22 protein-coding genes are annotated in these 26,241 nt (G+C 44.9%); 13 read left to right on the forward strand and 9 right to left on the reverse strand.

Annotated elements, in window-relative coordinates; all coding sequences use genetic code 11:
• Positions 1–5: 5 nt before the first annotated feature.
• The 5 genes from CW749_RS17525 (at position 6) to ugpC (ending at position 5,914) form a co-directional block, all read left to right on the forward strand.
• Positions 6–1,442: an ATP-binding protein gene (locus CW749_RS17525; protein WP_101113565.1), complete on the forward strand. Its 1,437-nt coding sequence runs from the start codon at positions 6–8 to the stop codon at positions 1,440–1,442.
• A 156-nt stretch (positions 1,443–1,598) separates the two neighbouring features.
• Complete coding sequence (locus tag CW749_RS17530; RefSeq protein ID WP_101113566.1) at positions 1,599–2,846, forward strand: ABC transporter substrate-binding protein; 1,248 nt, start codon at positions 1,599–1,601, stop codon at positions 2,844–2,846.
• 176 nt (positions 2,847–3,022) lie between these two features.
• Entirely contained in the window at positions 3,023–3,946 is a 924-nt protein-coding gene (locus CW749_RS17535) for a sugar ABC transporter permease (protein ID WP_101113567.1), read from the forward strand.
• Positions 3,943–4,800, forward strand: a complete 858-nt coding sequence (locus tag CW749_RS17540) for a carbohydrate ABC transporter permease (RefSeq protein WP_101113568.1) — start codon at positions 3,943–3,945, stop codon at positions 4,798–4,800. Before CW749_RS17535 ends, CW749_RS17540 begins: the two co-directional genes overlap by 4 nt.
• 4 nt (positions 4,801–4,804) lie before the next feature.
• Entirely contained in the window at positions 4,805–5,914 is a 1,110-nt protein-coding gene (gene ugpC, locus CW749_RS17545) for a sn-glycerol-3-phosphate ABC transporter ATP-binding protein UgpC (protein ID WP_101113569.1), read from the forward strand.
• A gap of 125 nt (positions 5,915–6,039) precedes the next feature.
• Here the strand turns inward: ugpC and CW749_RS17550 are convergent, their stop codons facing one another.
• On the reverse strand, positions 6,040–7,083 hold the full coding sequence (locus CW749_RS17550) for a type III polyketide synthase (RefSeq protein ID WP_101113570.1): 1,044 nt from the start codon (positions 7,081–7,083) through the stop codon (positions 6,040–6,042).
• A gap of 352 nt (positions 7,084–7,435) precedes the next feature.
• On the opposite strand from CW749_RS17550, the gene CW749_RS17560 reads away from it, so the two are divergent.
• From CW749_RS17560 to CW749_RS17570, 3 genes are all read left to right on the forward strand, one after another.
• Complete coding sequence (locus CW749_RS17560; RefSeq protein WP_101113572.1) at positions 7,436–8,431, forward strand: TRAP transporter substrate-binding protein; 996 nt, start codon at positions 7,436–7,438, stop codon at positions 8,429–8,431.
• 78 nt (positions 8,432–8,509) lie between these two features.
• Entirely contained in the window at positions 8,510–9,133 is a 624-nt protein-coding gene (locus CW749_RS17565) for a TRAP transporter small permease (RefSeq protein ID WP_101113573.1), read from the forward strand.
• Between the two features lie 3 nt (positions 9,134–9,136).
• Complete coding sequence (locus CW749_RS17570) at positions 9,137–10,498, forward strand: TRAP transporter large permease (RefSeq protein WP_101113574.1); 1,362 nt, start codon at positions 9,137–9,139, stop codon at positions 10,496–10,498.
• A 96-nt stretch (positions 10,499–10,594) separates the two neighbouring features.
• Here the strand turns inward: CW749_RS17570 and CW749_RS17575 are convergent, their stop codons facing one another.
• The 3 genes from CW749_RS17575 to CW749_RS17585 form a co-directional block, all read right to left on the reverse strand.
• A complete protein-coding gene (locus CW749_RS17575; RefSeq protein ID WP_145997861.1) occupies positions 10,595–10,840 on the reverse strand; it encodes a DUF2798 domain-containing protein in 246 nt (81 codons plus the stop codon).
• A 65-nt stretch (positions 10,841–10,905) separates the two neighbouring features.
• Positions 10,906–11,433, reverse strand: coding sequence for an NAD(P)H-dependent oxidoreductase (locus CW749_RS17580; RefSeq protein ID WP_101113576.1), 528 nt, complete (start codon positions 11,431–11,433; stop codon positions 10,906–10,908).
• A gap of 74 nt (positions 11,434–11,507) precedes the next feature.
• Positions 11,508–12,413, reverse strand: a complete 906-nt coding sequence (locus CW749_RS17585) for a pirin family protein (RefSeq protein WP_237322479.1) — start codon at positions 12,411–12,413, stop codon at positions 11,508–11,510.
• A 61-nt stretch (positions 12,414–12,474) separates the two neighbouring features.
• On the opposite strand from CW749_RS17585, the gene CW749_RS17590 reads away from it, so the two are divergent.
• A complete protein-coding gene (locus tag CW749_RS17590; protein ID WP_101113577.1) occupies positions 12,475–13,386 on the forward strand; it encodes a LysR substrate-binding domain-containing protein in 912 nt (303 codons plus the stop codon).
• 82 nt (positions 13,387–13,468) lie between these two features.
• On the opposite strand, the gene CW749_RS17595 is transcribed toward CW749_RS17590, so the two are convergent.
• The 5 genes from CW749_RS17595 to CW749_RS17615 all read right to left on the reverse strand — a co-directional run bounded on the left by CW749_RS17595 (position 13,469) and on the right by CW749_RS17615 (position 19,824).
• The gene (locus CW749_RS17595; RefSeq protein ID WP_201797012.1) at positions 13,469–14,749 is read right to left on the reverse strand and encodes a TRAP transporter large permease; all 1,281 of its coding nucleotides are present in this window, start codon (positions 14,747–14,749) and stop codon (positions 13,469–13,471) included.
• Complete coding sequence (locus CW749_RS17600; protein WP_101113579.1) at positions 14,746–15,243, reverse strand: TRAP transporter small permease; 498 nt, start codon at positions 15,241–15,243, stop codon at positions 14,746–14,748. Before CW749_RS17600 ends, CW749_RS17595 begins: the two co-directional genes overlap by 4 nt.
• 71 nt (positions 15,244–15,314) lie before the next feature.
• Positions 15,315–16,292, reverse strand: a complete 978-nt coding sequence (locus tag CW749_RS17605; RefSeq protein ID WP_101113580.1) for a C4-dicarboxylate TRAP transporter substrate-binding protein — start codon at positions 16,290–16,292, stop codon at positions 15,315–15,317.
• Between the two features lie 395 nt (positions 16,293–16,687).
• Positions 16,688–18,025 (reverse strand): sigma-54 dependent transcriptional regulator, encoded by a 1,338-nt coding sequence (locus CW749_RS17610; protein WP_101113581.1) that lies wholly within the window; start codon positions 18,023–18,025, stop codon positions 16,688–16,690.
• A gap of 8 nt (positions 18,026–18,033) precedes the next feature.
• Positions 18,034–19,824 carry an ATP-binding protein gene (locus tag CW749_RS17615; RefSeq protein WP_101113582.1) on the reverse strand — a complete coding sequence of 597 codons (1,791 nt, stop codon included), beginning with the start codon at positions 19,822–19,824 and terminating at the stop codon, positions 18,034–18,036.
• Between the two features lie 446 nt (positions 19,825–20,270).
• On the opposite strand from CW749_RS17615, the gene tig reads away from it, so the two are divergent.
• The 4 genes from tig (at position 20,271) to lon (ending at position 26,136) form a co-directional block, all read left to right on the forward strand.
• Positions 20,271–21,572, forward strand: a complete 1,302-nt coding sequence (gene tig, locus CW749_RS17620; protein WP_101113583.1) for a trigger factor — start codon at positions 20,271–20,273, stop codon at positions 21,570–21,572.
• A gap of 105 nt (positions 21,573–21,677) precedes the next feature.
• Positions 21,678–22,304, forward strand: a complete 627-nt coding sequence (clpP, locus tag CW749_RS17625) for an ATP-dependent Clp endopeptidase proteolytic subunit ClpP (protein WP_101113584.1) — start codon at positions 21,678–21,680, stop codon at positions 22,302–22,304.
• 86 nt (positions 22,305–22,390) lie between these two features.
• The gene (clpX, locus tag CW749_RS17630) at positions 22,391–23,671 is read left to right on the forward strand and encodes an ATP-dependent protease ATP-binding subunit ClpX (RefSeq protein ID WP_101113585.1); all 1,281 of its coding nucleotides are present in this window, start codon (positions 22,391–22,393) and stop codon (positions 23,669–23,671) included.
• A 113-nt stretch (positions 23,672–23,784) separates the two neighbouring features.
• Positions 23,785–26,136: an endopeptidase La gene (gene lon / locus CW749_RS17635; protein ID WP_101113586.1), complete on the forward strand. Its 2,352-nt coding sequence runs from the start codon at positions 23,785–23,787 to the stop codon at positions 26,134–26,136.
• The last annotated feature ends 105 nt before the right edge of the window (positions 26,137–26,241 follow it).

Raw genomic sequence — 26,241 nt, forward strand, 5'->3', positions numbered from 1 at the left:
GTTTTATGAAGCTAAAATGGCCGAATTCCCTAGTTGCTCGAACTTTACTGTTAACGCTGTTGGCGGTTGTGGTTGCACAAGGGATTGCAACTTCTATTTGGTATTCGCAATCCAAGCAACGTGAATATGAAGGTATACGTTCAGCATCGGAAAGCATGGCGAACATGTTTGCTTCAACAGTCACGTTTTTTCAATCCCTTCCCAGAGAGTACCGCCATATCGTTTTAGATCAGATTCGGAATATGGGAGGGACTCGATTTTTCGTTTCGTTTAATGAAGAACTGTTGTCTATCGATCCGGTGGCGGAATCTCGTTTAAAGCGCATTTCTGTTGATGCCGTAGAACAAGTGCTCGATAACAAGCTTCGGAAAGTGCATCAAATAGACGTAGAGTTTTCACGCCCAGATACGTTGCGAATCTTAAAAAATGACATTCGCCTTAGCGATTTGCCTCGCTCTTGGGCACACCACACCTTAACGCTGGAGCCGCTCAACCCACCTATTCTGGTGGTGCAAATAGAGCTGGACACCAATCAGTGGCTTTATATCGCCGCACTGCTTCCCGCACCATACATCAGTTTGGATGACACGATCATAGGTAGCGATCAGGTGCTTTTTCTGGTTTTTTCAACCACATTGCTGCTGTTGCTAACCTATTTATTGGTTCGTCGTCAGGTTCGCCCGTTGAAAAGACTGGCAAAAGCAGCGAACGACATGAGTATCGACGTGGAGCAGTCTCCGCTGGTGGAAGAGGGGGCGAGTGAATTGGTAACGGCAACCCGAGCATTCAATCGCATGCAATCTAGGATAAACCGCTATATCACCGACAGAGAGCACCTGTTTTCTGCCATTTCACATGATTTAAAAACCCCCATCACACGCCTAAGAATCCGTGCCGAACTACTGGAAAACGATCAAAAGCGGTTTAAGTTTAACCGCGATCTTGATGAACTGGAGATGATGGTGAAGGGAGCGCTCCAGTGTGTACGAGAGACCGATCTACATGAGAATAACGCTCAAGTGGACCTAGCGGATATGTTGGCATCGATTGCGGAAAGTCATAATCAGGAAAGCACCAAAGTTTTCTTACCAGACACGCCTATTCTGCCCATTTGGGGCAAACCACTTGCCATGAAACGGGTACTCACCAATCTCATCGATAATGGGGTCAAATATGGGCATCGCGTACATGTCTATGTCTATGACCACGAGGATCGATTAGAACTCATCATTCTAGATGAAGGGCAGGGCATTCCTGAAAGCAAGCTGGATATGGTATTTGAGCCATATTATCGCCTTGCTAATGACAAAGATGGACACGGTCTAGGGCTAGGGATTAGCCGAAATATCCTCCATGCACATGGTGGAGATCTCATTATTTACAATTCTCTCAAAGGCGGTCTGGAGGCAAAAGTCCTTATCCCACATGACCCTGAGCTCTAATGTAACATCTTCGTTACATTGGGCTTACCCTTTGTTTCAATCTTCTGTTTTTTCCATGTTTAGACTTAGGGCAAATGAGGAAATGCTCGGTAGTATCCTTTTCCCCGTTTTTGCTTAATCCAAGGCTGCAAAGCCAAAATAACATGGACGATAACAATGAAAATGAATAAAACTCTGATTACCCTATCATTGCTAGCTGCGACATCTTACGCACAAGCTGGCGAAGTAGAAGTGCTTCATTGGTGGACCTCTGGTGGTGAAGCAAAATCCGCTGCTGTACTGAAAAGTAAGGTCGAGGAGCAAGGTCACTCTTGGAAAGACTTTGCTGTTGCTGGTGGCGGCGGTGAAAGTGCCATGACAGTCTTAAAGACTCGTGCGGTATCAGGTAATCCTCCTTCAGCCGCTCAAATCAAAGGACACGACATTCAAGAGTGGGGTGACCTTGGGTTTCTAACCAGCTTAGATGACGTGGCAAAAGCGGAAAAATGGGAAAGTAATCTTCCAGAAGTTGTAACAAAAGTCATGAAGCATGAAGGTCGCTTTGTTGCCGTCCCTGTTAACGTTCACCGAGTAAACTGGTTGTGGGCAAACCCAGAAGTATTAAAAGCGGCAGGTGTTTCTGTTCCTAAAACCTTGGATGAGTTTTTTGCTTCCGCAGAAAAAATCAAAGCTGCGGGCTACATTCCACTTGCTCACGGTGGTCAACCTTGGCAAGACGCGACAGTATTTGAAGCCGTAGCCCTTGATGTGCTTGGCAGCGCTGACTACAACAAAGCGTTTGTTGATCTAGACATGGACGTGCTGCAAAGCTCAAAAATGGTTGAGGTATTCGAGAAATTCCACAAGATTCGCGATTACATCGACAGCAACTCCCCAGGTCGAGATTGGAATGTAGCGACATCAATGGTCATTAATGGTGACGCAGCTATGCAAATCATGGGTGACTGGGCAAAAGGTGAATTTGCTGCGGCAGGTAAAATGCCAGGTAAAGATTACATTTGTGCGCCAGCACCGGGTACAGATGGTCAGTTTACGTTCAATATCGACAGTTTTGCCTTCTTTAAGCTGAAAAATGCAGACAATGAAAAAGCGCAAAAAGCACTGGCGAAAACCATTCTTACTAAAGACTTCCAAGAAGTATTTAACCTCAATAAAGGCTCCATCCCTGTTCGTTTGGATATGGACATGACCAAATTCGACTCCTGTGCTCTGGATTCAATGGCAACATTTAAGACCAGTGCAGACAGTGGCGATTTAGTGCCAAGTATGGCGCACGGCTTGTCTACAACCAGTTACGTTCAAGGTGCCATCTACGACGTAGTCACTAATTTCTTTAACGACCCATCAGCAAAAGCGGATGAAGCAGTTAAGAAGTTGGCAAAAGCCGTAAAAGCAGCCATCTAAGAACGGTTCAAAACCGGTAGTTTTTCGACCCACAGCTTCGAGATATCTACTGGTTTTGACATCGGGTTCACCCCGAAAAGAACACCCCCTGAGAGTCGTGCTCAAGATGAGTCCGCACTTTCCTCATGTACCGCCGCTTGCGGCGGTTCTGAGGGGCCCTCTAACAAGGATAAGTTATGGAGCATGTTTTGACAGTGCCTAAAACTAAATCGGCGCCGAAGCGCAGCTTTGCCGATAAATTACAAAACTGGCTGCCAAAAATTGTTCTGGCTCCGACTATGCTCGTCACTGTGGTGTGCATATACGGCTACATTTTTTGGACTGCAGCCTTATCTCTAACCAATTCCCGCTTTTTGCCTAGTTTCAATTTTGCTGGTTTTGCTCAATATGAAAAATTAATGGAGAACGACCGTTGGGTTACCTCGATCACTAATCTAGGTATCTTTGGTTTGCTCTTTATGTTTATCGCTATTGTCTTGGGTGTAGGGCTGGCTATTTTGCTTGACCAAAACATCCGTCAAGAAGGTGCGATACGTACTATTTATCTTTACCCGATGGCGTTGTCGTTCATTGTTACGGGTACCGCATGGAAATGGATTTTAAACCCAGGATTAGGCATCGAAAAGATGGTGCGAGACTGGGGCTTCACCGACTTTGAATTCAATTGGTTAGTAAACTCTGAAATGTCGATTTATACCTTGGTGATTGCAGCCGTATGGCAATCGTCTGGTTTTGTTATGGCGATGTTCTTAGCCGGTCTTCGTGGTATCGATTCGTCTATCATCAAAGCCGCGCAAATCGATGGCGCGAGCTTACCAAGCATTTATTTAAAGATCATTTTGCCATGCTTGAGACCTGTGTTTTTCAGCGCCGTAATCATTACATCCCACATTGCGATAAAGAGCTTCGATTTGGTCACGGCATTAACTGCGGGCGGACCGGGTTACTCGTCTGATTTACCAGCACTGTTTATGTACGCGCATTCATTTACCCGTGGTCAAATTGGCTTGGGTGCTGCCAGTGCAATGATGATGCTAGCGGGTATTTTGGCCATTCTAGTGCCTTATCTTTACTCTGAGTTAAGGGAGAAAAAGTCATGAGTAAGCCATTCAACTTAAGCCGAGCATTCTTATACGCTGCTTTGCTGTTTTTCTGCTTGGTGTACCTCATGCCACTGTTTGTCATGGTGATCACCTCGTTCAAAACCCTGCCAGACATCAAAGCAGGTAACCTGATGTCTTTGCCACAAGAGTGGGTGTTTGATGCCTGGGGTAAAGCTTGGTCCTCAGCGTGTACCGGCGTGGCATGTGAAGGGGTAAGAGGGTATTTCTGGAACTCGTTCCAAATGGTGATTCCAGCGGTTGCGATTTCTACATTACTCGGTGCCTTTAATGGGTATGTAGTGAGCAAATGGAAATTCAGAGGCTCAAACCTGTTTTTCAGCCTGATGCTATTTGGGTGTTTTATTCCATTTCAGGTCATCTTACTTCCGATGGCAGCAACATTAGGCAAGCTTGGCCTCGCCAATACAACGACGGGTCTCGTGATCGTTCACGTTATCTATGGTTTAGCGTTCACCACTCTATTCTTCCGAAACTTTTATATCGGTGTGCCGGATGAATTGGTCAAAGCAGCAAAGCTGGATGGCGCAGGTTTCTTCACCATCTTCTTCAAAATTCTGCTGCCTTTATCGCTCCCCATCATCATGGTGACCGTGATCTGGCAGTTCACTGCAATTTGGAATGATTTCTTATTTGGCGTTGTTTATTCCGGTTCGGATACTCAGCCCATTACCGTTGCCCTTAACAACTTGGTGAATACCAGTACAGGGGTGAAAGAATACAACGTAGATATGGCAGCTGCCATTATCGCCGCACTGCCGACACTGATTGTGTATGTATTGGCAGGTAAATACTTCGTACGTGGTCTCACCGCCGGATCAGTAAAAGGATAAACTCATGGCAACACTACAACTAAACAAGATCCGCAAGACCTATCGCAATGCGGAGCAAGAAACACTAAAAGGCATAAACATCAGTATCGACTCAGGCGAGTTTCTGATTTTGGTTGGTCCCTCTGGCTGTGGTAAATCCACTCTTATGAATACCATCGCTGGGCTGGAAGACATTACCTCCGGTGAAATTGTTATCGATGGTACGGATGTGGCGCAAGTGGAACCGAAAGATCGTGATATTGCGATGGTGTTTCAATCCTATGCGTTATACCCAAACATGACCGTGAGAGGGAATATCGCTTTTGGACTAAAAATCCGCAAAATGCCAACGGACGAAATCGAAGCTGAGGTAAATCGAGTGGCCGAAATGCTGCAAATTGATCACCTGCTTGATCGCAAACCTTCGCAGTTGTCCGGTGGTCAGCGCCAGCGTGTAGCCATGGGACGCGCCTTGGCTCGCAAGCCTAAGCTGTATTTGTTTGATGAACCATTGTCGAACCTAGATGCGAAGTTGCGCGTCGAAATGCGTACTCAAATTAAGCGCCTACATCAGCAACTAAACACCACCATTGTGTATGTGACCCACGATCAGATTGAAGCCATGACATTGGCGGATAGAATCGCCGTCATGAAGGATGGAGAGCTCCAGCAGCTAGGCACACCCAAAGAGATCTACAACAAACCCAACAACATGTTTGTTGCGGGTTTCATGGGGTCGCCTTCGATGAACTTTATCCGAGGTAAAGTGGACTTGAATGAAGTCGAGCATCCTGTACTTAAGGTCACCGATGGTGAAGGCAAAATTCATGGTATTCGCTTACCGGAATCACTGCGACCTCGTGATGGGCAAGAAGTCGTGATTGGCTTGCGACCAGAAAACATCACTGAACAGGTTGAGCTAGGAAGTGTGGCTAGCGAACTGCCTCTGAAGATAGAAGTACTTGAACCAACAGGTCCAGACACAATAGCCATGGTGAAAGTGAATAATCAAGAAGTGGCTTGCCGATTATCTCCCGAGTTTGATGTAAAAGTGGGAGAAGTAACGAATTTGTACTTTGACCTTTCTAAAGCTGTGTTCTTTGATGCGAAAACGGAGATTCGTATCGAACAATAGGTTTAAGTCTTACCTTACAAGGGTTTGAAGCCTTAGCGTTTAGGCTTCATTTTATCTGTGACAACCAAAAGGCCGAGGGACCTTTTGTTGTTTTTGCGCCTTAACTCTAGTTAAGGCGCTTTTTTTTACTGCCAAGTACCCAATGCCATCTCAGTGGTAAAACCGGGTCCAAATGCTGCCATGACACCTTGTTCCCCTGCTTTTCGATGTTCAAAACTTCTTCTGAGTACATCGATAACGGCAGCGCTTGAGGTATTGCCGGTTTCACGCAAGCATGCTCTAGAATGGTCGAGTGCGTCCGGTGTTAGACCTAACGTGCGCTCTACTTCATCTTGAATTCTCCGGCCTCCGGTATGGAAGAGGTAGAAGTCCAGATCTTTAGATCGCTTATCCTGACGAGACTGAACAAATTCATCAATGACGGGAGCAACGCGTTCAATCGAGTACATCACTTCCTTATCTAATGAGAATTTAAAACCCCTCGGCGTCATGTCGTAGCGAATAAACGCTTCACTTTGTTGTAGGAAGTGGCTGGCAGAGTGTGTGAGTTTCATTCCGCTGGTTTGATCGTCTCCACGCATAGCTACCGCTGCACATGCATCGCCAAACAGTGAGTTGGTCACAAAGTCTTGAATACGGTTTGCGTATTTATCAAAGCACAGCGATGAGGTTTCCAGCGTCACAATCAGGGCGTTGTTGTTCGGTGACTGCTGGCAGTGGTCAAATGCTCGATTCACTGCGGCAGCACCTGCTACGCATCCCATTTGAGCCATTGGCAACTGAATGGTTGAATTGTTGAGGTTAAGTGCATTGATTAAATGAGCTGTGAGCGAAGGCATCATAAAACCAGTGCATGAGGTCACAATGACCATGGTGATATCTTTGATCCGAAGATCCGCATTCTTAATTGCTTGAAGGGCGGCTTGTTCAGACATGAATCGAGCCTGTTCATCGTAAATTGCGCTTCGTTCATCAAAATCTTCCAGCGAGACGACTTTCTCGAGTGGGACAATAAGGTGGCGTTTATCAATACTTGAATTTCTGACCATATCAAACGCTTTTTCTGCGTGAGGTTGGTCGCTGTGCAGCGTGCGAAGGCATTCAATAATTTCGTCTTGAGTCACCACGTACTCGGGGAAATAGACGGAAGGCTTACTTAAAACACTCATGACGTTTCTCCTGTTGTTATTTTCTAAATGATCATTTAGGTATTCATAATTTATAAAAACAACAACGGTTGCATAATTATATGAATCCGGTTCCGCATCAAAATGAGAGTTATGGAACAAAACGTTAAGGAGTGCACCAATGTTTCACTTTCCACCCATCTGCTTCTTTTCAATGGGTGGATTTCCGCCCAAATAGATTTCGATTTTTCGGGCGCTCTTGGGGGCAGTTCACTCACAACCTTTATGGTTAAAGGGTTGTTAATAAAATGTATCAAGTTGGTCTGGGTTTTGCTCTTAGTCGAGTACATGGTCTTCAGTGATGACGACTAAGTGTTAAACAAGGAGAATAAAAATGTTAAAGCCTCTTACCCTACTTTCTGCTTCTATCTTGGTGCTTACCAGTTTCCAAGCGGCTGCTAACTGTGACCCTGGCGAGATTGTTATTAAATTCAGCCACGTGACCAATACAGATAAACACCCCAAAGGCATCGCTGCCTCTCTACTTGAGAAGCGTGTGAACGAAGAGATGAACGGCAAAGCCTGTATGCAGGTTTTCCCTAACTCAACGCTTTACGATGACAACAAAGTTCTGGAAGCGCTACTCAATGGTGATGTGCAATTAGCGGCACCATCGCTATCGAAGTTTGAAAAATTCACTAAGAAGTACCGTATTTTCGATTTGCCGTTTCTGTTTGAAGACGTGGACGCTGTCGACCGTTTCCAAAACTCAGAAGCGGGTGACAAGCTAAAAAATGCGATGAAACGTCGTGGATTGAAAGGGTTGTCGTTCTGGCACAACGGAATGAAGCAAATGTCTGCGAGCAAGCCGCTGATGTCTCCTAGCGATGCAGAGGGGCTGAAATTCCGTGTTCAAGCGTCGGACGTATTGGTCGCGCAATTTGAACAGTTAGGTGCAAACCCACAAAAAATGTCGTTCAAAGAAGTGTACGGTGGCCTTCAAACGAAAGTTATCGATGGGCAGGAAAACACGTGGTCGAACATTTACGGCAAGAAATTTTTCGAGGTACAAGATGGCATCACTGAAACCAATCATGGCATTTTGGACTACCTAGTAGTGACGTCGAATACATGGTGGAAGGAATTGCCGAAGGATGTTCGTGAAGAGTTTAACGCGATTCTTGTTGATGTTACCGCTGCACGTAATTCTGCTTCTAGCGAAGTAAATGAAATCAACAAGCAAAACATCATTGCTGCAGGTGGAGTGGTAAGAACGTTGACTCCAGAGCAGCGCCAAGAGTGGGTGACAGCTCTTCAACCTGTATGGAAGAAGTTCGAAAAAGACATCGGTGCAGATTTGATCGAAGCCGCTTTAGCTTCAAATAAATAATAAGAATAGCCCCTAGGCATGACAATTTCTGTCATGCCCATTTCCCTTACATTTTTCCTAATACAGCGGAGTATCTGTATGGAACAGTCCTTATTTACTCGAGTCGGTAAGGTAACGGATCAAATCGAAGAAACACTGATTGCCTTGTTTCTTGGGAGTATGACCCTACTTACCTTTGCTAATGTGGTGTTTCGTTATGTGTTTAACGACAACATCCTTTGGGCACTGGAACTGACCGTTTTTCTCTTTGCCTGGATGGTACTTGTCGGCGCTTCTTATGGCGTAAAAAAACATTTTCACATTGGTGTGGATGTCATTATTAACCTCGCACCGGAGCGGGGAAGAAAGATGTACGCATTAGCTGCTGTTGCGCTGTGCCTGCTTTTTTCCATTTTGTTATTTATTGGTTCTTGGAATTATTGGTTTCCGTTTGTGACTGAGCGCGCATGGTACGAGACCGACGATATTCCTATGCCGGAATTTCTACAATTCCTATCCGACTGGATGAATGAAGGTGAGCGCTACGAAAAAATGCCACGCTTTATCCCTTACGCTGCACTTCCAATTGGTATGGCGTTACTGACCTTTCGCTTTGCGCAATGCGCGTGGCAAATCGCGACAGGAAAAATCGATCGTCTTATTTCCAGCCATGAAGCGGAAGAAGATTTAGAAGCACTGAAATCTGAAAGCAAGGAGAGCTAAGCCATGGACATTTTATTGCTGTTTATTATGGTCATTGGCTTCATGTTAATTGGTGTGCCCATTGCGGTTTCCCTTGGTCTAGCCAGCGTCCTATTTCTGTTGCTTCACTCTGATGCGTCATTGGCTTCTGTTGCCCAAACTTTGTTTAATGCGTTTGCTGGCCATTACACATTATTGGCCATCCCGTTTTTTATACTCGCTTCTAGCTTTATGTCTACGGGGGGCGTTGCTCGTCGAATCATTCGTTTTGCGATTGCGATGGTGGGTTGGTTCCGTGGTGGTTTAGCAATGGCGTCGGTAGTCGCCTGTATGATGTTTGCGGCGTTATCGGGTTCATCTCCTGCAACGGTTGTGGCAATCGGTAGTATTGTTATTGCGGGTATGGTGAAGAACGGATATTCCAAAGAATTCGCTGCTGGTGTTATTTGTAATGCAGGCACATTGGGAATCCTCATCCCGCCATCCATCGTGATGGTTGTATACGCTGCCGCGACAGATGTTTCTGTTGGGCGTATGTTCTTGGGTGGTGTAATTCCAGGCTTGCTTGCTGGGGTGATGTTGATGATTGCCATCTACATTGCGGCAAGAGTCAAAAACCTACCAGCACAGCCCTTTGTGGGTTGGGGCGAAGCCTTTGCGGCTGCAAAAGATGCAAGCTGGGGCTTATTGCTGATCGTGATCATTCTTGGCGGGATTTACGGTGGGGTATTTACGCCAACAGAGGCGGCAGCCGTCGCGGCTGTGTATTCTTTCCTTATTGCAAACTTCATCTACAAAGATATGGGGCCGTTTGCGGATAAAGAAAACACCAAACCATTGTTGGTGAAAGTGTTCCAAACTTTTGTTCACAAAGACACAAAGAACACGTTATTTGATGCGGGTAAGCTGACGATTATGTTGCTGTTCATCATCGCTAATGCGCTGATCTTAAAGCATGTGCTTACAGAAGAACGCATTCCTCAGATGATCACCGAGTCAATGCTATCAGCGGGCTTAGGTCCAATCACCTTCCTTATTGTTGTAAACGTCTTACTGCTTATCGGTGGCCAGTTTATGGAGCCATCGGGTTTATTGATCATCGTTGCTCCTTTGGTTTTCCCTATTGCTATTGCGCTGGGGATCGACCCGATTCACCTTGGCATTATGATGGTGGTGAACATGGAAATTGGGATGATCACTCCGCCTGTCGGGCTCAATTTGTTTGTGACGGCAGGGGTAGCGAAAATGTCGATGATGAATGTAGTCAAAGCAGCGCTACCTTGGGTTGCGGTGATGTTCCTCTTCCTCGTGATTGTCACTTATGTTCCATGGGTGTCGACGTGGTTACCGACCACGCTCATGGGACCAGAAATCATAACAAAATAGAAGCGAAGCGTAGAGACACCCTACACTCAACCGCTATCGCTCAATAAAACGTACTTGCCCTGCTTTCCCCAGCAGGGCTTTTTTATTTTGAACGACTTAGCTTGCTTCTCGTTCTTCTTCCTTGGTTCTAAAGATAGAATCCACGATTTTCTGGGTTACTGGAACAACGAATATGCTTAATGGCAGTGCGACCCAAAATGACATGAACCATGTATTAGGCCAGGTAGAGATAGCTTGTGAAAAATCTACAGTTAGTAGCCCCATTGCTAGTGACATTCCACCGGACATGATCAAAGCCATAATGGCTGAAAATAGATAAAACTCTTTTCGTTCTAAGCTCATTTTGTTTTCTCCCCAGTTGTCGTTGTTTTTGTTGACGGCTTCCAATTTGGTCTAGTGAAAATGTTTTACTTTGCCCAAACCTTGAGAACACTTACTAGCTTGCTGTCCAATTCATGGTTGATTAACACTTGTTTGTCGCTATCAAAGTTGTCATAGAAACTAGGAATGCTAAGTGAACCTACAACGTTACCTCCAAAATGTGGTGCTGCTTCAGTGGCAAGCTTTAGAACATTTTTTGCTCCACTGGGACCTGGCGAGGTTGCTAGAAAAATAACGGGCTTGTCTTGGTAGACATTTCTGTCTATCCGACTTAACCAATCGAACAAGTTTTTGAACGCAACAGTAAAGTTACCGTTATGTTCTGCAAGAGAAATGAGAACTGCATCAGCCTGTTCGATTCGTTTTGCAAACGAGTGTGCTGTTTTCGGAATGCCGTACTCTTCTTCAAGATCAATATTATAGATAGGTAAGTCAAAATCGTTAATGTCGACATAATCAATTTCGGCATTCGCCAGCTTGGCCGCGGCAAACTTTACCAGTTGCTTGTTAATTGAATTACGACTGTTTGTTGCAGCAAAAGTGAGTATTTTCATGTGATCCTCGAATATAGGTTCTGGTTATAAATGCAATTTATGGCGTTCTTGGTGTTAATAATGGTGCTTTCTAGCTACAGCGAACCAAGTTCTCCAGCCTTATAACGAGCGATAACATCTTCAATTTCTTGCTGATTACTCATCGCAAAAGGTCCTTGCTGTACGAAGCTTTCATTAATGATTTCGCCTGACAGTAGAGCAAAGTGGCTTTGAGCTTCGGACGTTCCACGGACTTTTATTTCGACGGGATTTGTTTGACTTATGGTGGTTGACTCCCCCTGGGTAAGCGAATGCCATTTTCCGTCAATTTGGTACTGCAAGTCGCCTTCTACCGCGTACAGCCATGCATTAGAGTTTTCTTTAATATTATGCGTAAACGTTGAATCGTCTGAGGTGTATCCATCCAATATTGAGAAAGGCCAAACGGATGACTCGGAAACACGTTGATCATTGCTTTCGCCCAAAACTAACCTTACGCGATAACCCTGACCTTCAAGAGTGGGCATATTTTTCTTTTTGATATGCAGATAGCTAGGTGGTTGGTGTTTAAGTTTGGCCGGTAAGTTTACGAATATTTGTAAGCCGTGGATTTTAGCGCCTTGGCGTGGAGCTTCATCATGTAAAGCGCCGCTTCCTGCATTCAGCCAGTAAAGGTCTCCAGCTTCTATATCAAAGTCGTTACCCAAAGAGTCGCGGTTGTTAAATTTACCTTCGCTATCTTCAAAAATGACCGATACGGCTGAGATACCAGCATGAGGGTGAGCACCAAATGTCGGTACTGTCATCGTGTAGTGATCCACCATGATGATTGGGTCCATAGTCCCTTCGAATTGAGAGTGTCGAAACCCTATACCAGTAAATCCGCTACCAACGCTCAGAGCGTTGCCCGTTACCTTTACCTGTTGAGTAGCGTTGATGTTTTTTAGAGCAGTCATAATTCTTTTTCGTTCCATTTGTTGGCTTGAAACTAATATATCCATTTGGTTTAACCTAAAAAACCGCTAATATCTGAACTTATCGTTCCAAATTTAGGACAATAAAGTGAAAGTCGATCTAAATGATTACTTCTATTTTGTACACGTTGTAGAGAAAAAAGGGTACACAGCAGCGGCAAGAGATTTAAGTATGCCTAAATCGCGGTTGAGTCGTCATGTCGCGCAGCTAGAAGAGCGTTTAGGGGTAAGACTACTGCAAAGAACCTCACGTAATGTAACGGTGACGGATGAAGGTAAAGGTTTTTATCAGCACGCCCGAAAGTTGGTCGACACCATGGAATTGGCCGAGGCGGCGATGGAAAGCCGGATGGGATTATTGAGTGGGAAGGTTGTTTTAAGTTGCTCAACGGGAGTCGCTCAGTTTGCGCTGATCGATATCATCACTGAATTTGCTAAGCTGTATCCCAAAGTCCTTATTGAGCAACGTGTTTCGAATACAAACGTCGATATGATTGCTGAAGGTATCGATATGGCGATCAGAGGACATAGTGGGGAGCTACCCGATTCAAGCTTGATCCAACGTTTTATCACCAAAGTCGAATGGTCTTTTTATTGCTCACCAAGCTACCTTGAAGAAGTTGGAAAAATTGAAAGCCCTTATGACCTAGCACGATGTCGAGTACTCAAGGTTGGACGAGCTAACGGAAAAGATGCCATCCCACTTCAGCGCAAAGATGGACTGCGCACGCACCAAAATACCAACATCGTCATGTGTTCGGAAGATATGTCGACGCTCAAACAGGCTACAATGGAAGGTGTCGGAGTTATTGCGTTACCTGATTACGTGTGTAAAAAGCCCTTACAGACAGGGAAACTTGTCCGAGTCCTTCCTGATTGGATTTCCCAATCCGCGAGCTTGAGTTTATTGATGCCCTCCAGATTAGGAGTGCCTGCCCACACGAACGCACTTGCTGAGTTCATTCGAGAGAAGTTACCTCTAGCTGTAGATGTCAGCTAATTAGTTCAGGGTCAAATTGCCCATTAAGCATATCTTCTTACTTTCGGAACGAGCATCGTCAACAAGTTTTCAATTCTGATACCTAATTCATGGTGCTAGGAAGCCACAATGAAATTTCCGGTACAAATGTGAGTAGCAGTAACACTGCAATCAACATGGCAAGAAACGGCAGAACTTCTTTAACGAACTCTTTCACCGAAACCTTACTGATGCTGCAAGCTGTGAACATTAACGTGCCCAGAGGTGGGGTAACGCCAGCGAAGGTGAGATTCAGTACCATCACGATGCCAAAGTGAACAGGGTCGATGCCCACTTTGGTGATAATGGGGACCAAGATAGGCGTTAGAATAATCAGAGCTGCGCCTCCCTCGATGAACATGCCAACTGCTACTAACAAAAGATTGATGATGAGCAGCAACAAATAAGGATTATCTGTTATCGCTAGCATGGCATTGGCCACCTGAACCGGTAACCTTTCCCAAGAGAGATAAAAACTGAACGTCGACGCCGCACAGATTATGAACATTACGGTAGACGTCGCGATGACGGTCTCTTTCATAATGTCAGGAAGTGCTTTCACCGAAAACTGTCGGTGAATGTAGCCAACGATTATGGCGTAGATCACCGCAATTGCACCCGCTTCGGTTGGAGTAAAGAAGCCAAATCTTATCCCCCCAATGATTCCGATAGGAACCATTAACGACCACGAGGCATTTCTCAGGGCGATTAAACGGTCAGTCAGCGACGATTTTTGAGGTTGAGAAGGGGCATATTGGCGAATTCTCGATATGCGATGTGCGACGATCATCAAAGCAATACACAGCACAATTCCGGGAATAACACCCGCTAAGAATAGCTTGCCAATCGAAACATCACCCATGTACCCATACAGAATTAGCCCAATCCCCGGAGGAATAATGACGCTAATAATGGAAGAGCAAGCGGTGACTGCTGCCGAGAATGCAGTGTGATAACCCCGCTGATTCATTTGCGGAACCATAATTTTGCTTTGCATGGCGGTATCGGCATTGGCGCTGCCGGACATGCCGCCCATCAGTGTGCTGAGCAAAATGTTCACTTGTGCTAACCCGCCAACTCTATGCCCTGTCAGGCTATCCGCTAGCTTCATAAGCCTGTCTGTAATGCCAGAATGGTTCATGATGACACCTGTCATGATGAAAAAAGGGATAGCCAAAAGAGGGAAAGAGTGAGTAACGGCTACAAAGCGCTGGATGAAGATTTGGTGCTGAATGCCATTAGTCATCATGAAAAACGATAGCCCAGCAATCGCCAAAGCGAAGGCCACAGGTACATTGGCGGCAAACAACAGAAACAAGATGAAAACAGGGAGTAAATCCATTATTTCGCCTCTATTTTATTGTCAGAATCAGTCTCTTCAGGTTTGATGAAAATATGACAGACAGCGTGGATAAACATGAAAAGAAAAGACAAGCACGTCGCGAGATAAACAAACGAAAATGGGAGACGTAATACCGGAGACGGGCGATTCCATGACTGGAAAGCCAGTACTGAAGCGAGATAAAAACTGTACGCCAGAAACACCATAATTAGCGCAGTTGTGACAAAGCCTAATCTTCTGCGAATGTTTTGCGGTAGTGCATCGACAAAAACGGGAACACCAATGTGCAACGTTTTTCGGTAGCAAACGGATGCCCCCATAAAGACCAGCCAGGTAAAGGCGATGCCTGACAATTCGGTCGTCCATGTTGCGGGTTGCTCTGTGATGTATCGAGTGACCACGCCCCAAACAACCGAACCTAAGACTAGGCTCATGGCAATCAAAGCGAGTGTGGTTTCAATGTTACCAAGTACCTTTGATACTCTTTTTGCTGCCATGAATTGTCTCCTTACAATCCAGAACCTATATTCAGTTCAAAACCTAGATCTTCATATCGTTTAAGCAAATCCTAGTTATCCAAAATTTCTCGAACTTTGGCATGAAGCCCTTCCGACCATTTAGGGAACTTACCGTATACCGGTGCTGTGGCTTTTTGGAATGCTTTAGCATCCACATTTTTATGGACGGTTACACCTTCAGAGCGCAGCTTATCGAGCAGAGTTTCCGTTGTGCCGATGGACAGTTCTGTCATGTAATCACCTGCTTTGATGGCTTCTTCTGCAAGAATGGTTTGAATATCTTGAGGTAAGTTAGCGAAGTAATCTGCATTAATAACAAGCCCAATGAAGGCTTTAAAGTGGCTGGTTAGCGAAACGTGTTTTTTGCTTTCATATAACTTAGCGGCGTACAACGACCCTAATGGTGCTTCGGCTGCATCTACAACGCCTGAAGAGAGCCCCGTGTACACTTCAGACCAAGCCAATTGCGTGGCACGAGCACCCATGGCTTTTACGGTTTCAATCCACATTACGTTAGGCGGAACTCGCATGGACACTCCTTTCAAATCGGAAGGAGAAAGAATCGCTTTGTTTGAGATGATGTGTCTTTCGCCGAACAACCAATTCATGGCGAGAACTTCAAAATTACCGTTCTTCTTAACCGTATTCTTCATAGATTGGTACAGCGATGAATCGAGTAGCTTTTTAAAATCTTTTGGATCTTCCAGCAAATACGGACCATTCAGCACACCAAAATCTGGCGCGTAGTCGGATAGATAACCGGGATCGGCAGTTTGGATGACAGGAAGACCTAATTTGACCTGTTCGTACACTTCTAAGTTAGTACCCAGTTCACCATTAGGGTGAATGGTGATTTTGATTTTACCGCCAGAACGTTTTTCAACGTTAGCAGCATAGTATTCCAATGCTTGATGCAGCGGCTCTTGGTTAGAGGTGACGTGAGCGAGCTTAAGCTCGTAATCGGCAGAGAATACTGATGTAGAGATCAGCATCATCAAAGCCGTCATTGATCTGAGAAAACGTTCCATGTGTTACTCCTAATTGTTCAATAAAACTGAAATTGCATAGCGGAAGAACCCGCGTGGTGTCGCGTAGACACTGCATAAGGTACAGCTTGAGCAGTTATCGGCACTGGCTTGCCCCGGTACTTCACTGTTTCCGAGTGGACGGCTTCTCTGGTCTCAGAAGGAACAAGATAGAATTTCAGTTATGTGCTTAGAATTGAATCCATATATAAAAGTAAATTTCATATATGGATTTACGTTATCGTTTGTATGGTTAAAAAACAACCAGTCGTGGGGAGGCAATGGTAAAAGTGTGATGATTGGCAGTGAAACTGTGAATTGAATAAGTGACTTGTTTTATATTTAAAGCCCACTTATAGAATTAGTGGGCTCAATAGGGCTTGAAAGGGCAACGAATCCTAACTCTTGAAGCTGTCTTTGTTAATGCCAAATTTTTGCATCTTGTCGTACAGGGTTTTTCTTGGGAGGTTTAGCGCAGACATGGTGTCTTTAATGCTGCCGTCATGGGAAGACAAGGCTTGTTCTATCAGGGCTTTTTCAAAATCAGCCACTTGCTCTGCCAGCCCTAACTGCGATTTTGGCTTTGTAGCTTCTCCAAGTTGGTTTAATTTCCCAAGCAAAACGAACCGTTCCGCAGCATTTCTCAGCTCTCGAACATTCCCTGGCCAGTCATGAGCGAGCAATGCCTGTAAATCAGTAGATGGCAATGAGGTCGCCGCTTTGCCGTAGCGAGCAGCAGCAACAAGCAGGAAATGATGGAATAGGGCAGGGATGTCCTCTTTTCTCTCTCTAAGAGGCGGTAAATCCAGAGTCACGACGTTTAAACGGTAGTAGAGATCTTGCCGAAAGGTGCCTTGTGATGCCGCGTCTTTCAAGTCGGTTTTGGTCGCGGCAATAACGCGAATGTCTAACCCAATACTCTGGTTGGAACCGATCCTTTCGATCTGTCTTTCTTGTAGTACGCGCAATAGTCGAATTTGGGCTTGCATTGGCATGGATTCAATTTCATCCAAAAAGAGCGTACCACCTTGAGCGTATTCAAATTTACCGACTCGAAGACTATCGGCACCCGTATATGCGCCTTTTTCATGACCATAGAGCTCACTTTCAATCAGGTTCTCTGGCACAGCTCCACAGTTAACCGCAACGAAGTTTTGTTCTCTACGGCTGCTTTGTTCATGAAGTGAACGTGCAACCAGCTCTTTTCCTGTACCCGTTTCTCCAAACAGGAGAATATCGGCGTTGGTATCTGCGATATGAGTAATGGTGTCGCGAAGGTCTTGAATACTGTTGGTATTACCGATAATTCTCGGGCCAAGAGTTTGGTTGGCTTTTAATGCACGTTTGAGTTTCTGGTTTTCCAAGGTGAGTTTTCTGCGTTCAATGGCACGTTTGACCGTATCGATAAGCCTATCGTTCGAAAACGGTTTTTCGATGAAATCGTACGCACCATCATGCATCGATTGTACTGCCATTGATATATCACCGTGCCCCGTAATTAAAATCACTGGCAGGTCTTCATCTCTCACTTTGATGGAGTTCAATAACTGTTGCCCATTAATGCCGGGTAAGCGGATATCGGTGACAACAACATAAGGTGGGTCGTCATCATCGAACGCGAGCAATGCAGATTCCGCATCTGGAAACCCAGTAGCTTGAATTTCAGCAAGTTCGAAAGCTTGTTCCATTGCTATTCGGAGATCTTCTTCATCATCGACAAAATGTATATGAGACATACTCGTTCCTAAATTTTGGGCAGCAGAAGCCGGAACTTGGCACCCGAGTGTTCGGTATTACTCGCTTGCAGTTCACCATCCATGCTTTGCATGATTTGCTGAGATATAGATAAGCCTAATCCCAAGCCATTTTGCTTCGTGGTATAAAAAGGCTCAAACAGTTGATTGAGCGTATCGTTTGCAAAACCGGGTCCCGTATCTTCAATATCTATGATGACGTGATCTGGCGTTGCATGCAGCGCAAGTTGTATGTGTTTTTGTGGCTGCATCTCCATCGCTTGAATGGCATTGGTAAATAAATTCACTAGCACTTGTTCAAGCTGAATGGGGTTAATTTTCGCACTGATAGTTTGCTCTAGCCCACTGCACTCCAATTGGGTATGCGTGTCTTTTAACTGTGGTTTGAGCAATTCCCGAGCGGCAATAACGACGGGGGATATCTGAGTAACAACCCGATCACTGGCATCACTTTTTTTAGCAAATGCTTTGAGCTGTTGGCTGATCTTCGCCATGCGTTCGGTTAACGCAGAAATTCTATGAAGATTCTGGTCAACCTTATCGTGTCGGGACTTTTCCAAAAATAGCAGGGCGTTATCGGCATAGCTGCGAATCGCTGCTAATGGGTTATTGAGTTCATGGCTGATGCTGGTGGACATTTGTCCTAACACAGCCAACTTCGCTGCTTGAATCAATTCTTCTTGAGTTTGCCTAAGTGCTGATTCGGTTTCTGCTCGGACTTTTATTTCCTCTTGAAGCTCTGCGGTGCGCACCATAACTTGAAACTCAAGTTTCTGCTTAGATTCCACCTGAATCCGCTCGATTTGTCGCTGTTTAGATTTTTGTTGGCGAATGATGAAACTCGCCAAATACAATAAAATGAAAACCAAGGTATTAAGGGCAATTAACGCTGAAACTTTCCAAACTAGGTTTAGTTTTGGACTCAATACGCGAACCGTTAATGAGCTCCCTTTAAGTGGACGCACCACACTTAGGTATTGGTTAAAACTGATGTATTGATTGAAGAAGGCATTGGTTCCCTGTAATTGGAGTTCGGTTTCTTGTGCCTCGAAATCCCCCACAAATGAAAGCGCAAAAATATCTCGTTCTAAATAGCGGCGGCTTTTTCTGATTTCCGCAATCTTGTCTTGTTCCAAAGGATAAAGGCTGTGATACCACCAATTGACGCGATTGGACATAAAGACAATGTCGTCAGCATCGGTCACAACGAAAAAACTGTTTTGGCTTGTCCAGTCTTCTTCTATGGTCGACAAATCTTTCTTCACCACTAAAACACCCACATTACTGCCTGCATGTTTAACTGGATAAGAATAGAAGTAACCGCGCCTGCCAGAGGTGCTGCCTAGAGCAAAGTATTCGCCTCGTTTTCCATTGATGGCTTGTTGGAAGTAAGGACGAAATGCGAAGTTTCTTCCAATAAACGTTTTTTTATTTTGCCAATTGCTCGCAGCAATCGTTGTGCCGTTACGGTTGAGCAAATACGTGTCTGCAGCGCCGACCACACTGTTAACTTCATCTAGGTAGCGATTTGTGATGTCGAGTTGCGCACTATTGGTAGGCGAAAGAAGCGCATCAACTAATTCATTGTCTTTGGACATTAGCTGGGGAATATAGGCGTATTTTTCGAGTTGAGTGGCTAAGTGATTGCTAAGTTGATCTGCGTGCAAATTTGCTTGATCAAATTGGTTTTGATAACCCAGTCGCCAGCCCCACAAACCCAAGATTAAGCTAGAGACTGCGTAGGAGAACATCAAAATAATTGGAATACGCCGCAGAATCATAGAGATAAACTTCTTCAACAACTGATAACGTAAAAGTAACAAAAAAGAGAAATCTTTGGTGTGTTAAAACAAGACTCGGATCTCTTTTTTATCTTTTCATGAAAAAAACAGATTATTTCCCTTGAAAAGCCATGTATCGTCCCCATTTCTCAGAAAACTTTTGCCAAATATTCGAGAAATCAGGACTTGGCTCGACAGTCGTCACGCATATCGCTAGAATGTCGCGTCTAAAATTTCTGTCCTGAGGCTAATTGGAGACGTTCTTTCTGCGAAGTCAGCATGGAAGAGGTCACTGAATAGTTCATGAGCTACGAATTGAATGGTTTGTGGGTCTCCGAATTTCATTTTATGCATTCAGACAGAATGCAACTTAAGGATGAAGTCACCGCTAAGGCGCTGGCTCCTAAGCTCAGGTAACACTGAGCCAGTTTTGAGGTTTATTTATAATGCAAGCTACTGTTGAAACTCTAGAAGGCCTAGAGCGCCGTCTTACTATTACCGTTCCTGCTGCAAACATCGAAGACGCAGTAACAGCTGAACTACGCAATATCGCTAAAAACCGTCGTTTCGATGGTTTCCGTAAAGGCAAAGTGCCTTTGAAGATGGTTGCGCAAATGTACGGCAAAGCAGTACGTCAAGATGTGATGGGTGAGGTTATGCAACGTCACTTCATCGAAGCGATCGTGAAAGAAAAAATCAACCCAGCAGGCGCACCTACTTTCGCTCCAGTGGAAACTGAAGAAGGTAAAGACCTAGTATTCAACGCAACTTTTGAAGTATACCCAGAAGTTGAACTGAAAGGTCTAGACAACATCACTGTTGAAAAGCCAGCAGTTGAAGTGAAAGAAGACGACGTTGCTGAGATGATCGAAACTCTTCGCAAGCAGCAAGCAACTTGGAAAGAAGTTGAAGGCGCAGCGTCAGAAAACTCTCGTGCAACAATCGACTTCGTTGGTTCTATCGACGGCGAAGAGTTTGAAGGCGGTAAAGCTGAGAACTTCCCACTAGAAATGGGCGCAGGTCGTATGATCCCTGGTTTCGAAGACGGCATCGTAGGTAAATCTGCGGGCATGGAATTCGAAATCGACGTAAACTTCCCAGAAGATTACCACGCTGAAAACCTGAAAGGTAAAGAAGCGAAGTTCGCTATCAAAGTGAACAAAGTTGAAGAGCGTGAGCTTCCTGAACTAGACGAAGAATTCGTTTCTAAGTTTGGTGCTGAAGGCGGTATCGACGGTCTTAAGACTGAAGTTCGCAAGAACATGGAACGCGAACTTAAGCAAGCTGTTAAGAACCGTATCAAAGAGCAAGCGCTTGACGGTCTAGTTAACGAAAACGACATTGACGTGCCAGCTGCACTTATCGATCAAGAAATCGGTACTCTACGTCAGCAAGCTGCACAGCGTTTCGGTGGCAACCCTGAAGCGGCTGAGCAACTTCCACGTGAGTTGTTTGAAGAGCAAGCAAAACGTCGCGTAGTTGTTGGTCTTCTACTAGGCGAAGTTATCAAATCTGAAGAATTAAAAGCTGACGACGAGAAAGTTAAGGCTATTATTGAAGAGATGGCTACTGCTTACGAAGATCCAGCGGAAGTTATTGCTTACTACGAGCAAAACGAACAAATGATGAACAACATGCGCAATGTTGCGTTAGAAGAGCAAGCGATCGACGCTATCATCGCTAAAGCAAAAGTTTCTGACAAAGAAGTAAGCTTCAACGAGCTTATGAATGCACAACAACCTGCATAAAATCAGGTTTCAGTGCGTAGAAAGTTGACTTTGTTTTAACTCTTCTGCTAACAATGGTCCGTATGAGTCTATCATCCGGGCCATTTTATTTAGGGATATAAGAATATGAGCTACCAAGAAAAAAATGCAATGTCTCCAATCATTGATGCACTAGTACCCATGGTGGTAGAACAAACTTCCCGTGGTGAACGTTCTTACGATATCTATTCTCGTCTGCTTAAAGAGCGTATCATTTTTCTTACTGGTCAAGTCGAAGACCAAATGGCGAACCTAGTGGTTGCGCAATTGCTGTTTCTTGAATCAGAAAACCCAGACAAAGACATCTTCCTATACATCAACTCTCCAGGCGGCAGTGTTACAGCAGGCATGTCTATCTATGACACGATGCAGTACATCAAACCGAACGTGAGTACAGTATGTATGGGTCAAGCGTGTTCAATGGGGGCATTCCTGTTGGCAGGTGGTGCAGAAGGTAAGCGTCACGTATTACCAAACTCTCGTGTAATGATTCACCAGCCTCTTGGCGGTTTCCAAGGTCAGGCATCTGACATTCAAATTCACGCTCAAGAAATCCTGACGATTAAATCGAAGCTAAACAAGTTGCTTTCAGAGCACACTGGTCAGCCTCTTGAAGTTATTGAAGGTGATACGGATCGCGACAACTTTATGTCGGCAGATCAAGCAGTAGAATACGGTTTGGTTGATTCAGTTTTGACGCACCATAAAGCGTAATTGCGCTTCGCCGAAAGATGCAGGCGAAATTTGGTGAAAATTGATATAAACTCAAAACAAGACAGTTAAGGCTAAGAGGTTAGCGAATGACAGATAAAAGCAAAGAGGGCGGTAGCGGTAAGTTACTTTATTGCTCTTTCTGCGGCAAAAGCCAGCACGAAGTTCGCAAGCTAATCGCAGGCCCATCAGTGTACATTTGTGACGAATGCGTCGACTTATGTAACGATATTATTCGTGAGGAAATCAAGGATGTGCTCCCTAAGAAAGAGTCGAGCGCGCTTCCTACTCCTCGCGAAATTCGCGAACACCTTGATGATTATGTGATTGGCCAAGATTACGCAAAGAAAGTGCTAGCGGTTGCAGTATACAACCACTACAAGCGTCTGCGTAATGGCGACACAACGAGCGAAGGCGTTGAACTGGGCAAGAGTAACATTTTGCTGATCGGTCCAACAGGTAGTGGTAAAACACTGCTGGCTGAAACCCTGGCTCGTTTCCTTGATGTTCCTTTCACTATGGCTGATGCAACCACATTGACGGAAGCTGGCTATGTAGGTGAAGACGTTGAGAACATTATTCAGAAGCTTCTGCAGAAATGTGATTACGATGTAGCAAAAGCAGAGCGCGGCATTGTCTATATCGATGAAATCGACAAGATTTCTCGCAAGGCAGAGAACCCTTCAATTACTCGCGATGTTTCGGGTGAAGGTGTTCAGCAAGCGTTATTGAAGCTGGTTGAAGGTACCGTCGCTTCTGTTCCGCCTCAAGGTGGAAGAAAGCACCCTCAACAAGAGTTTTTGCAGGTAGACACTTCTAAGATTCTGTTTATCTGTGGTGGTGCGTTTGCCGGTTTAGATAAAGTCATCGAGCAACGTACCGCGACAGGTACAGGTATCGGCTTTGGTGCAGAGATTCGTTCTAAAGACGAAACTCGCACAGTGGGCGAACTGTTCATGCAAGTCGAACCAGAAGATCTCGTTAAATACGGTTTGATTCCAGAATTCATTGGTCGTCTACCGGTTACTACGACTCTGACAGAACTTGATGAAGAAGCGCTTATTCAGATTCTTTGTGAACCAAAGAATGCGTTGACCAAGCAGTATGCTGCTTTGTTCGACATAGAAGATGTAGAGCTGGAATTCCGTGAAGATGCACTAAGAGCCATTGCTAAGAAAGCGATGGATCGTAAGACTGGTGCTCGTGGTCTTCGCTCTATTCTTGAAGCTGTTCTTCTCGAAACAATGTACGAATTGCCATCATCAGAAGATGTAAGCAAAGTCGTTATAGATGAAGCAGTTATCCAAGGCGAATCTGAACCATTGTTGATTTATGAAGGCAATGACAATCAGGCCGCTGGCGCGGAATAAAAAACTTTTAAATACTAAAGGAGGCTTTTGCCTCCTTTTTTTTATTATCTCGTTGAATCTAAGCCATTTGCCCCCATATACTGCAAATAAGCAGAAACGGAAGAGAGAATAGTATGAACTTGGAACGTTCCGAGCGTATCGAGATCCCCGTATTACCCTTGAGAGATGTAGTGGTATATCCACACATGGTTATCCCTTTGTTTGTTGGCCGAGAGAAATCAATCCGTTGCCTGGAATCTGCGATGGACACCAGCAAACAAGTTCTACTTGTTGCACAAAAGCAAGCAGACACAGATGAGCCGTCTATCGATGACCTGTTTTCCATTGGTACCGTAGCCACAATCCTACAATTGTTGAAATTGCCAGATGGCACTGTGAAGGTGTTGGTTGAAGGCCAACAGCGCGCTCAAATTCATCAGTTTAAAGAAAATGACTTTTTCCTAGCAGACGCCGAATACTTGCCGACTCCAGAGTTGGATGAGCGTGAGCAAGAAGTCGTTGTTCGCAGCGCTATCAATCAGTTTGAAGGTTTCATCAAACTGAACAAAAAAATTCCGCCTGAAGTTTTAACTTCTTTGAACGGAATTGATGAAGCTGCACGCCTAGCTGATACCATCGCAGCTCACATGCCTTTAAAGCTTAATGACAAGCAGCAAGTTCTTGAAATTATAGATGTCAATGAACGTCTAGAATTCCTGATGGGGCAAATGGAATCAGAAATCGATTTGCTTCAAGTCGAAAAACGTATCCGTGGTCGCGTTAAGAAGCAAATGGAAAAATCTCAGCGCGAGTACTACCTGAATGAGCAAATGAAAGCCATTCAGAAAGAGCTTGGTGAGATGGACGATGCACCAGACGAATTCGAAACTCTGAAGATTAAGATCGAAGAGTCGAAGATGCCTAAAGAAGCGCGTGAGAAGACTGAACAAGAGCTGCAAAAGCTTAAGATGATGTCTCCAATGTCAGCCGAAGCAACGGTTGTGCGCAGCTACATCGACTGGATGGTTGGTGTTCCTTGGGCTAAGCGCTCTAAAGTGAAGAAGAATCTTTCTAAAGCCGAAGAAGTGCTAAACGAAGACCACTACGGTCTAGAGCGCGTTAAAGAGCGCATTCTGGAGTACTTGGCAGTACAAAACCGTATCAACAAGCTTAAAGGTCCTATCCTTTGCTTGGTTGGTCCTCCGGGCGTAGGTAAAACCTCTCTTGGTCGTTCTATTGCGGCGGCTACCGGTCGTAAATATGTTCGTATGGCTTTGGGCGGCGTACGTGATGAAGCGGAAATCCGCGGTCACCGACGCACTTACATTGGCTCAATGCCGGGTAAGTTGATTCAAAAAATGTCGAAAGTGGAAGTGAAAAACCCACTGTTCTTGTTGGATGAAATCGACAAGATGTCTTCTGACATGCGTGGCGATCCAGCATCAGCATTACTTGAAGTGCTTGATCCAGAGCAAAACAACTCATTCAATGACCACTACCTTGAAGTGGACTACGATTTGTCTGACGTCATGTTTGTTGCAACGTCTAACTCAATGAACATTCCAGGTCCATTGCTTGACCGAATGGAAGTGATTCGTCTGTCTGGTTACACAGAAGATGAAAAGCTGAACATTGCTAAACGTCACTTGGTTAGCAAGCAAATCAAACGTAATGGCTTGAAAGAACACGAAATCGAAATCGAAGATTCTGCCATCATCGGTATTATTCGTTACTACACGCGTGAAGCGGGTGTACGTAGCCTAGAGCGTGAGATTTCGAAGATCTGTCGTAAAGCAGTTAAGAATATCCTGCTTGATTCTAACCTTAAGAAAGTAGGCGTAAACATCGAAAATCTTAAAGATTTCCTTGGTGTACAACGTCATGACTTTGGTAAAGCGGACGACAGTAACCGTATTGGACAAGTTGTTGGCTTGGCTTGGACGGAAGTTGGCGGCGATCTGTTGACGATTGAAACCGAATCTATGCCAGGTAAAGGCAAACTATCGCAAACGGGTTCTCTTGGTGATGTGATGCAAGAGTCTATCCAAGCTGCGATGACTGTTGTTCGCTCTCGTGCGGAAAGATTGGGTATCAACTCAGACTTTTACGAAAAACGTGATATTCACGTGCACGTTCCAGAAGGGGCAACACCAAAAGATGGCCCTAGTGCCGGTATCGCGATGTGCACAGCGCTAGTTTCTAGCTTAACAGGGAATCCTGTGAAAGCGGATGTAGCAATGACAGGTGAAATTACTCTACGTGGCGAAGTGCTTCCAATCGGTGGATTGAAAGAAAAACTGCTTGCTGCTCACCGTGGTGGCATTAAAACGGTTGTCATTCCTAAAGACAATGAACGTGATCTGGAAGAGATTCCTGACAATGTTATTGCAGATCTGGTGGTTAAACCGGTTCAGTGGATTGACGACGTGTTAACGATTGCATTAGAAAAAGACCCGTCTGGAGTCACTCTAGAGTCTGTAAAATAGTGACGTGCAGCAAAAATAACTAAACAAAACACGCTGACTTGCTTGAAAAGGCTTGTCAGCGTTTTTTTTGGACGCTAAGTTTATCCACCAAGGACAACGCCTTTA

It is taken from the genome of Vibrio sp. vnigr-6D03 (assembly GCF_002835515.1).
GTDB classification, from domain to species: Bacteria; Pseudomonadota; Gammaproteobacteria; order Enterobacterales; family Vibrionaceae; genus Vibrio; species Vibrio penaeicida.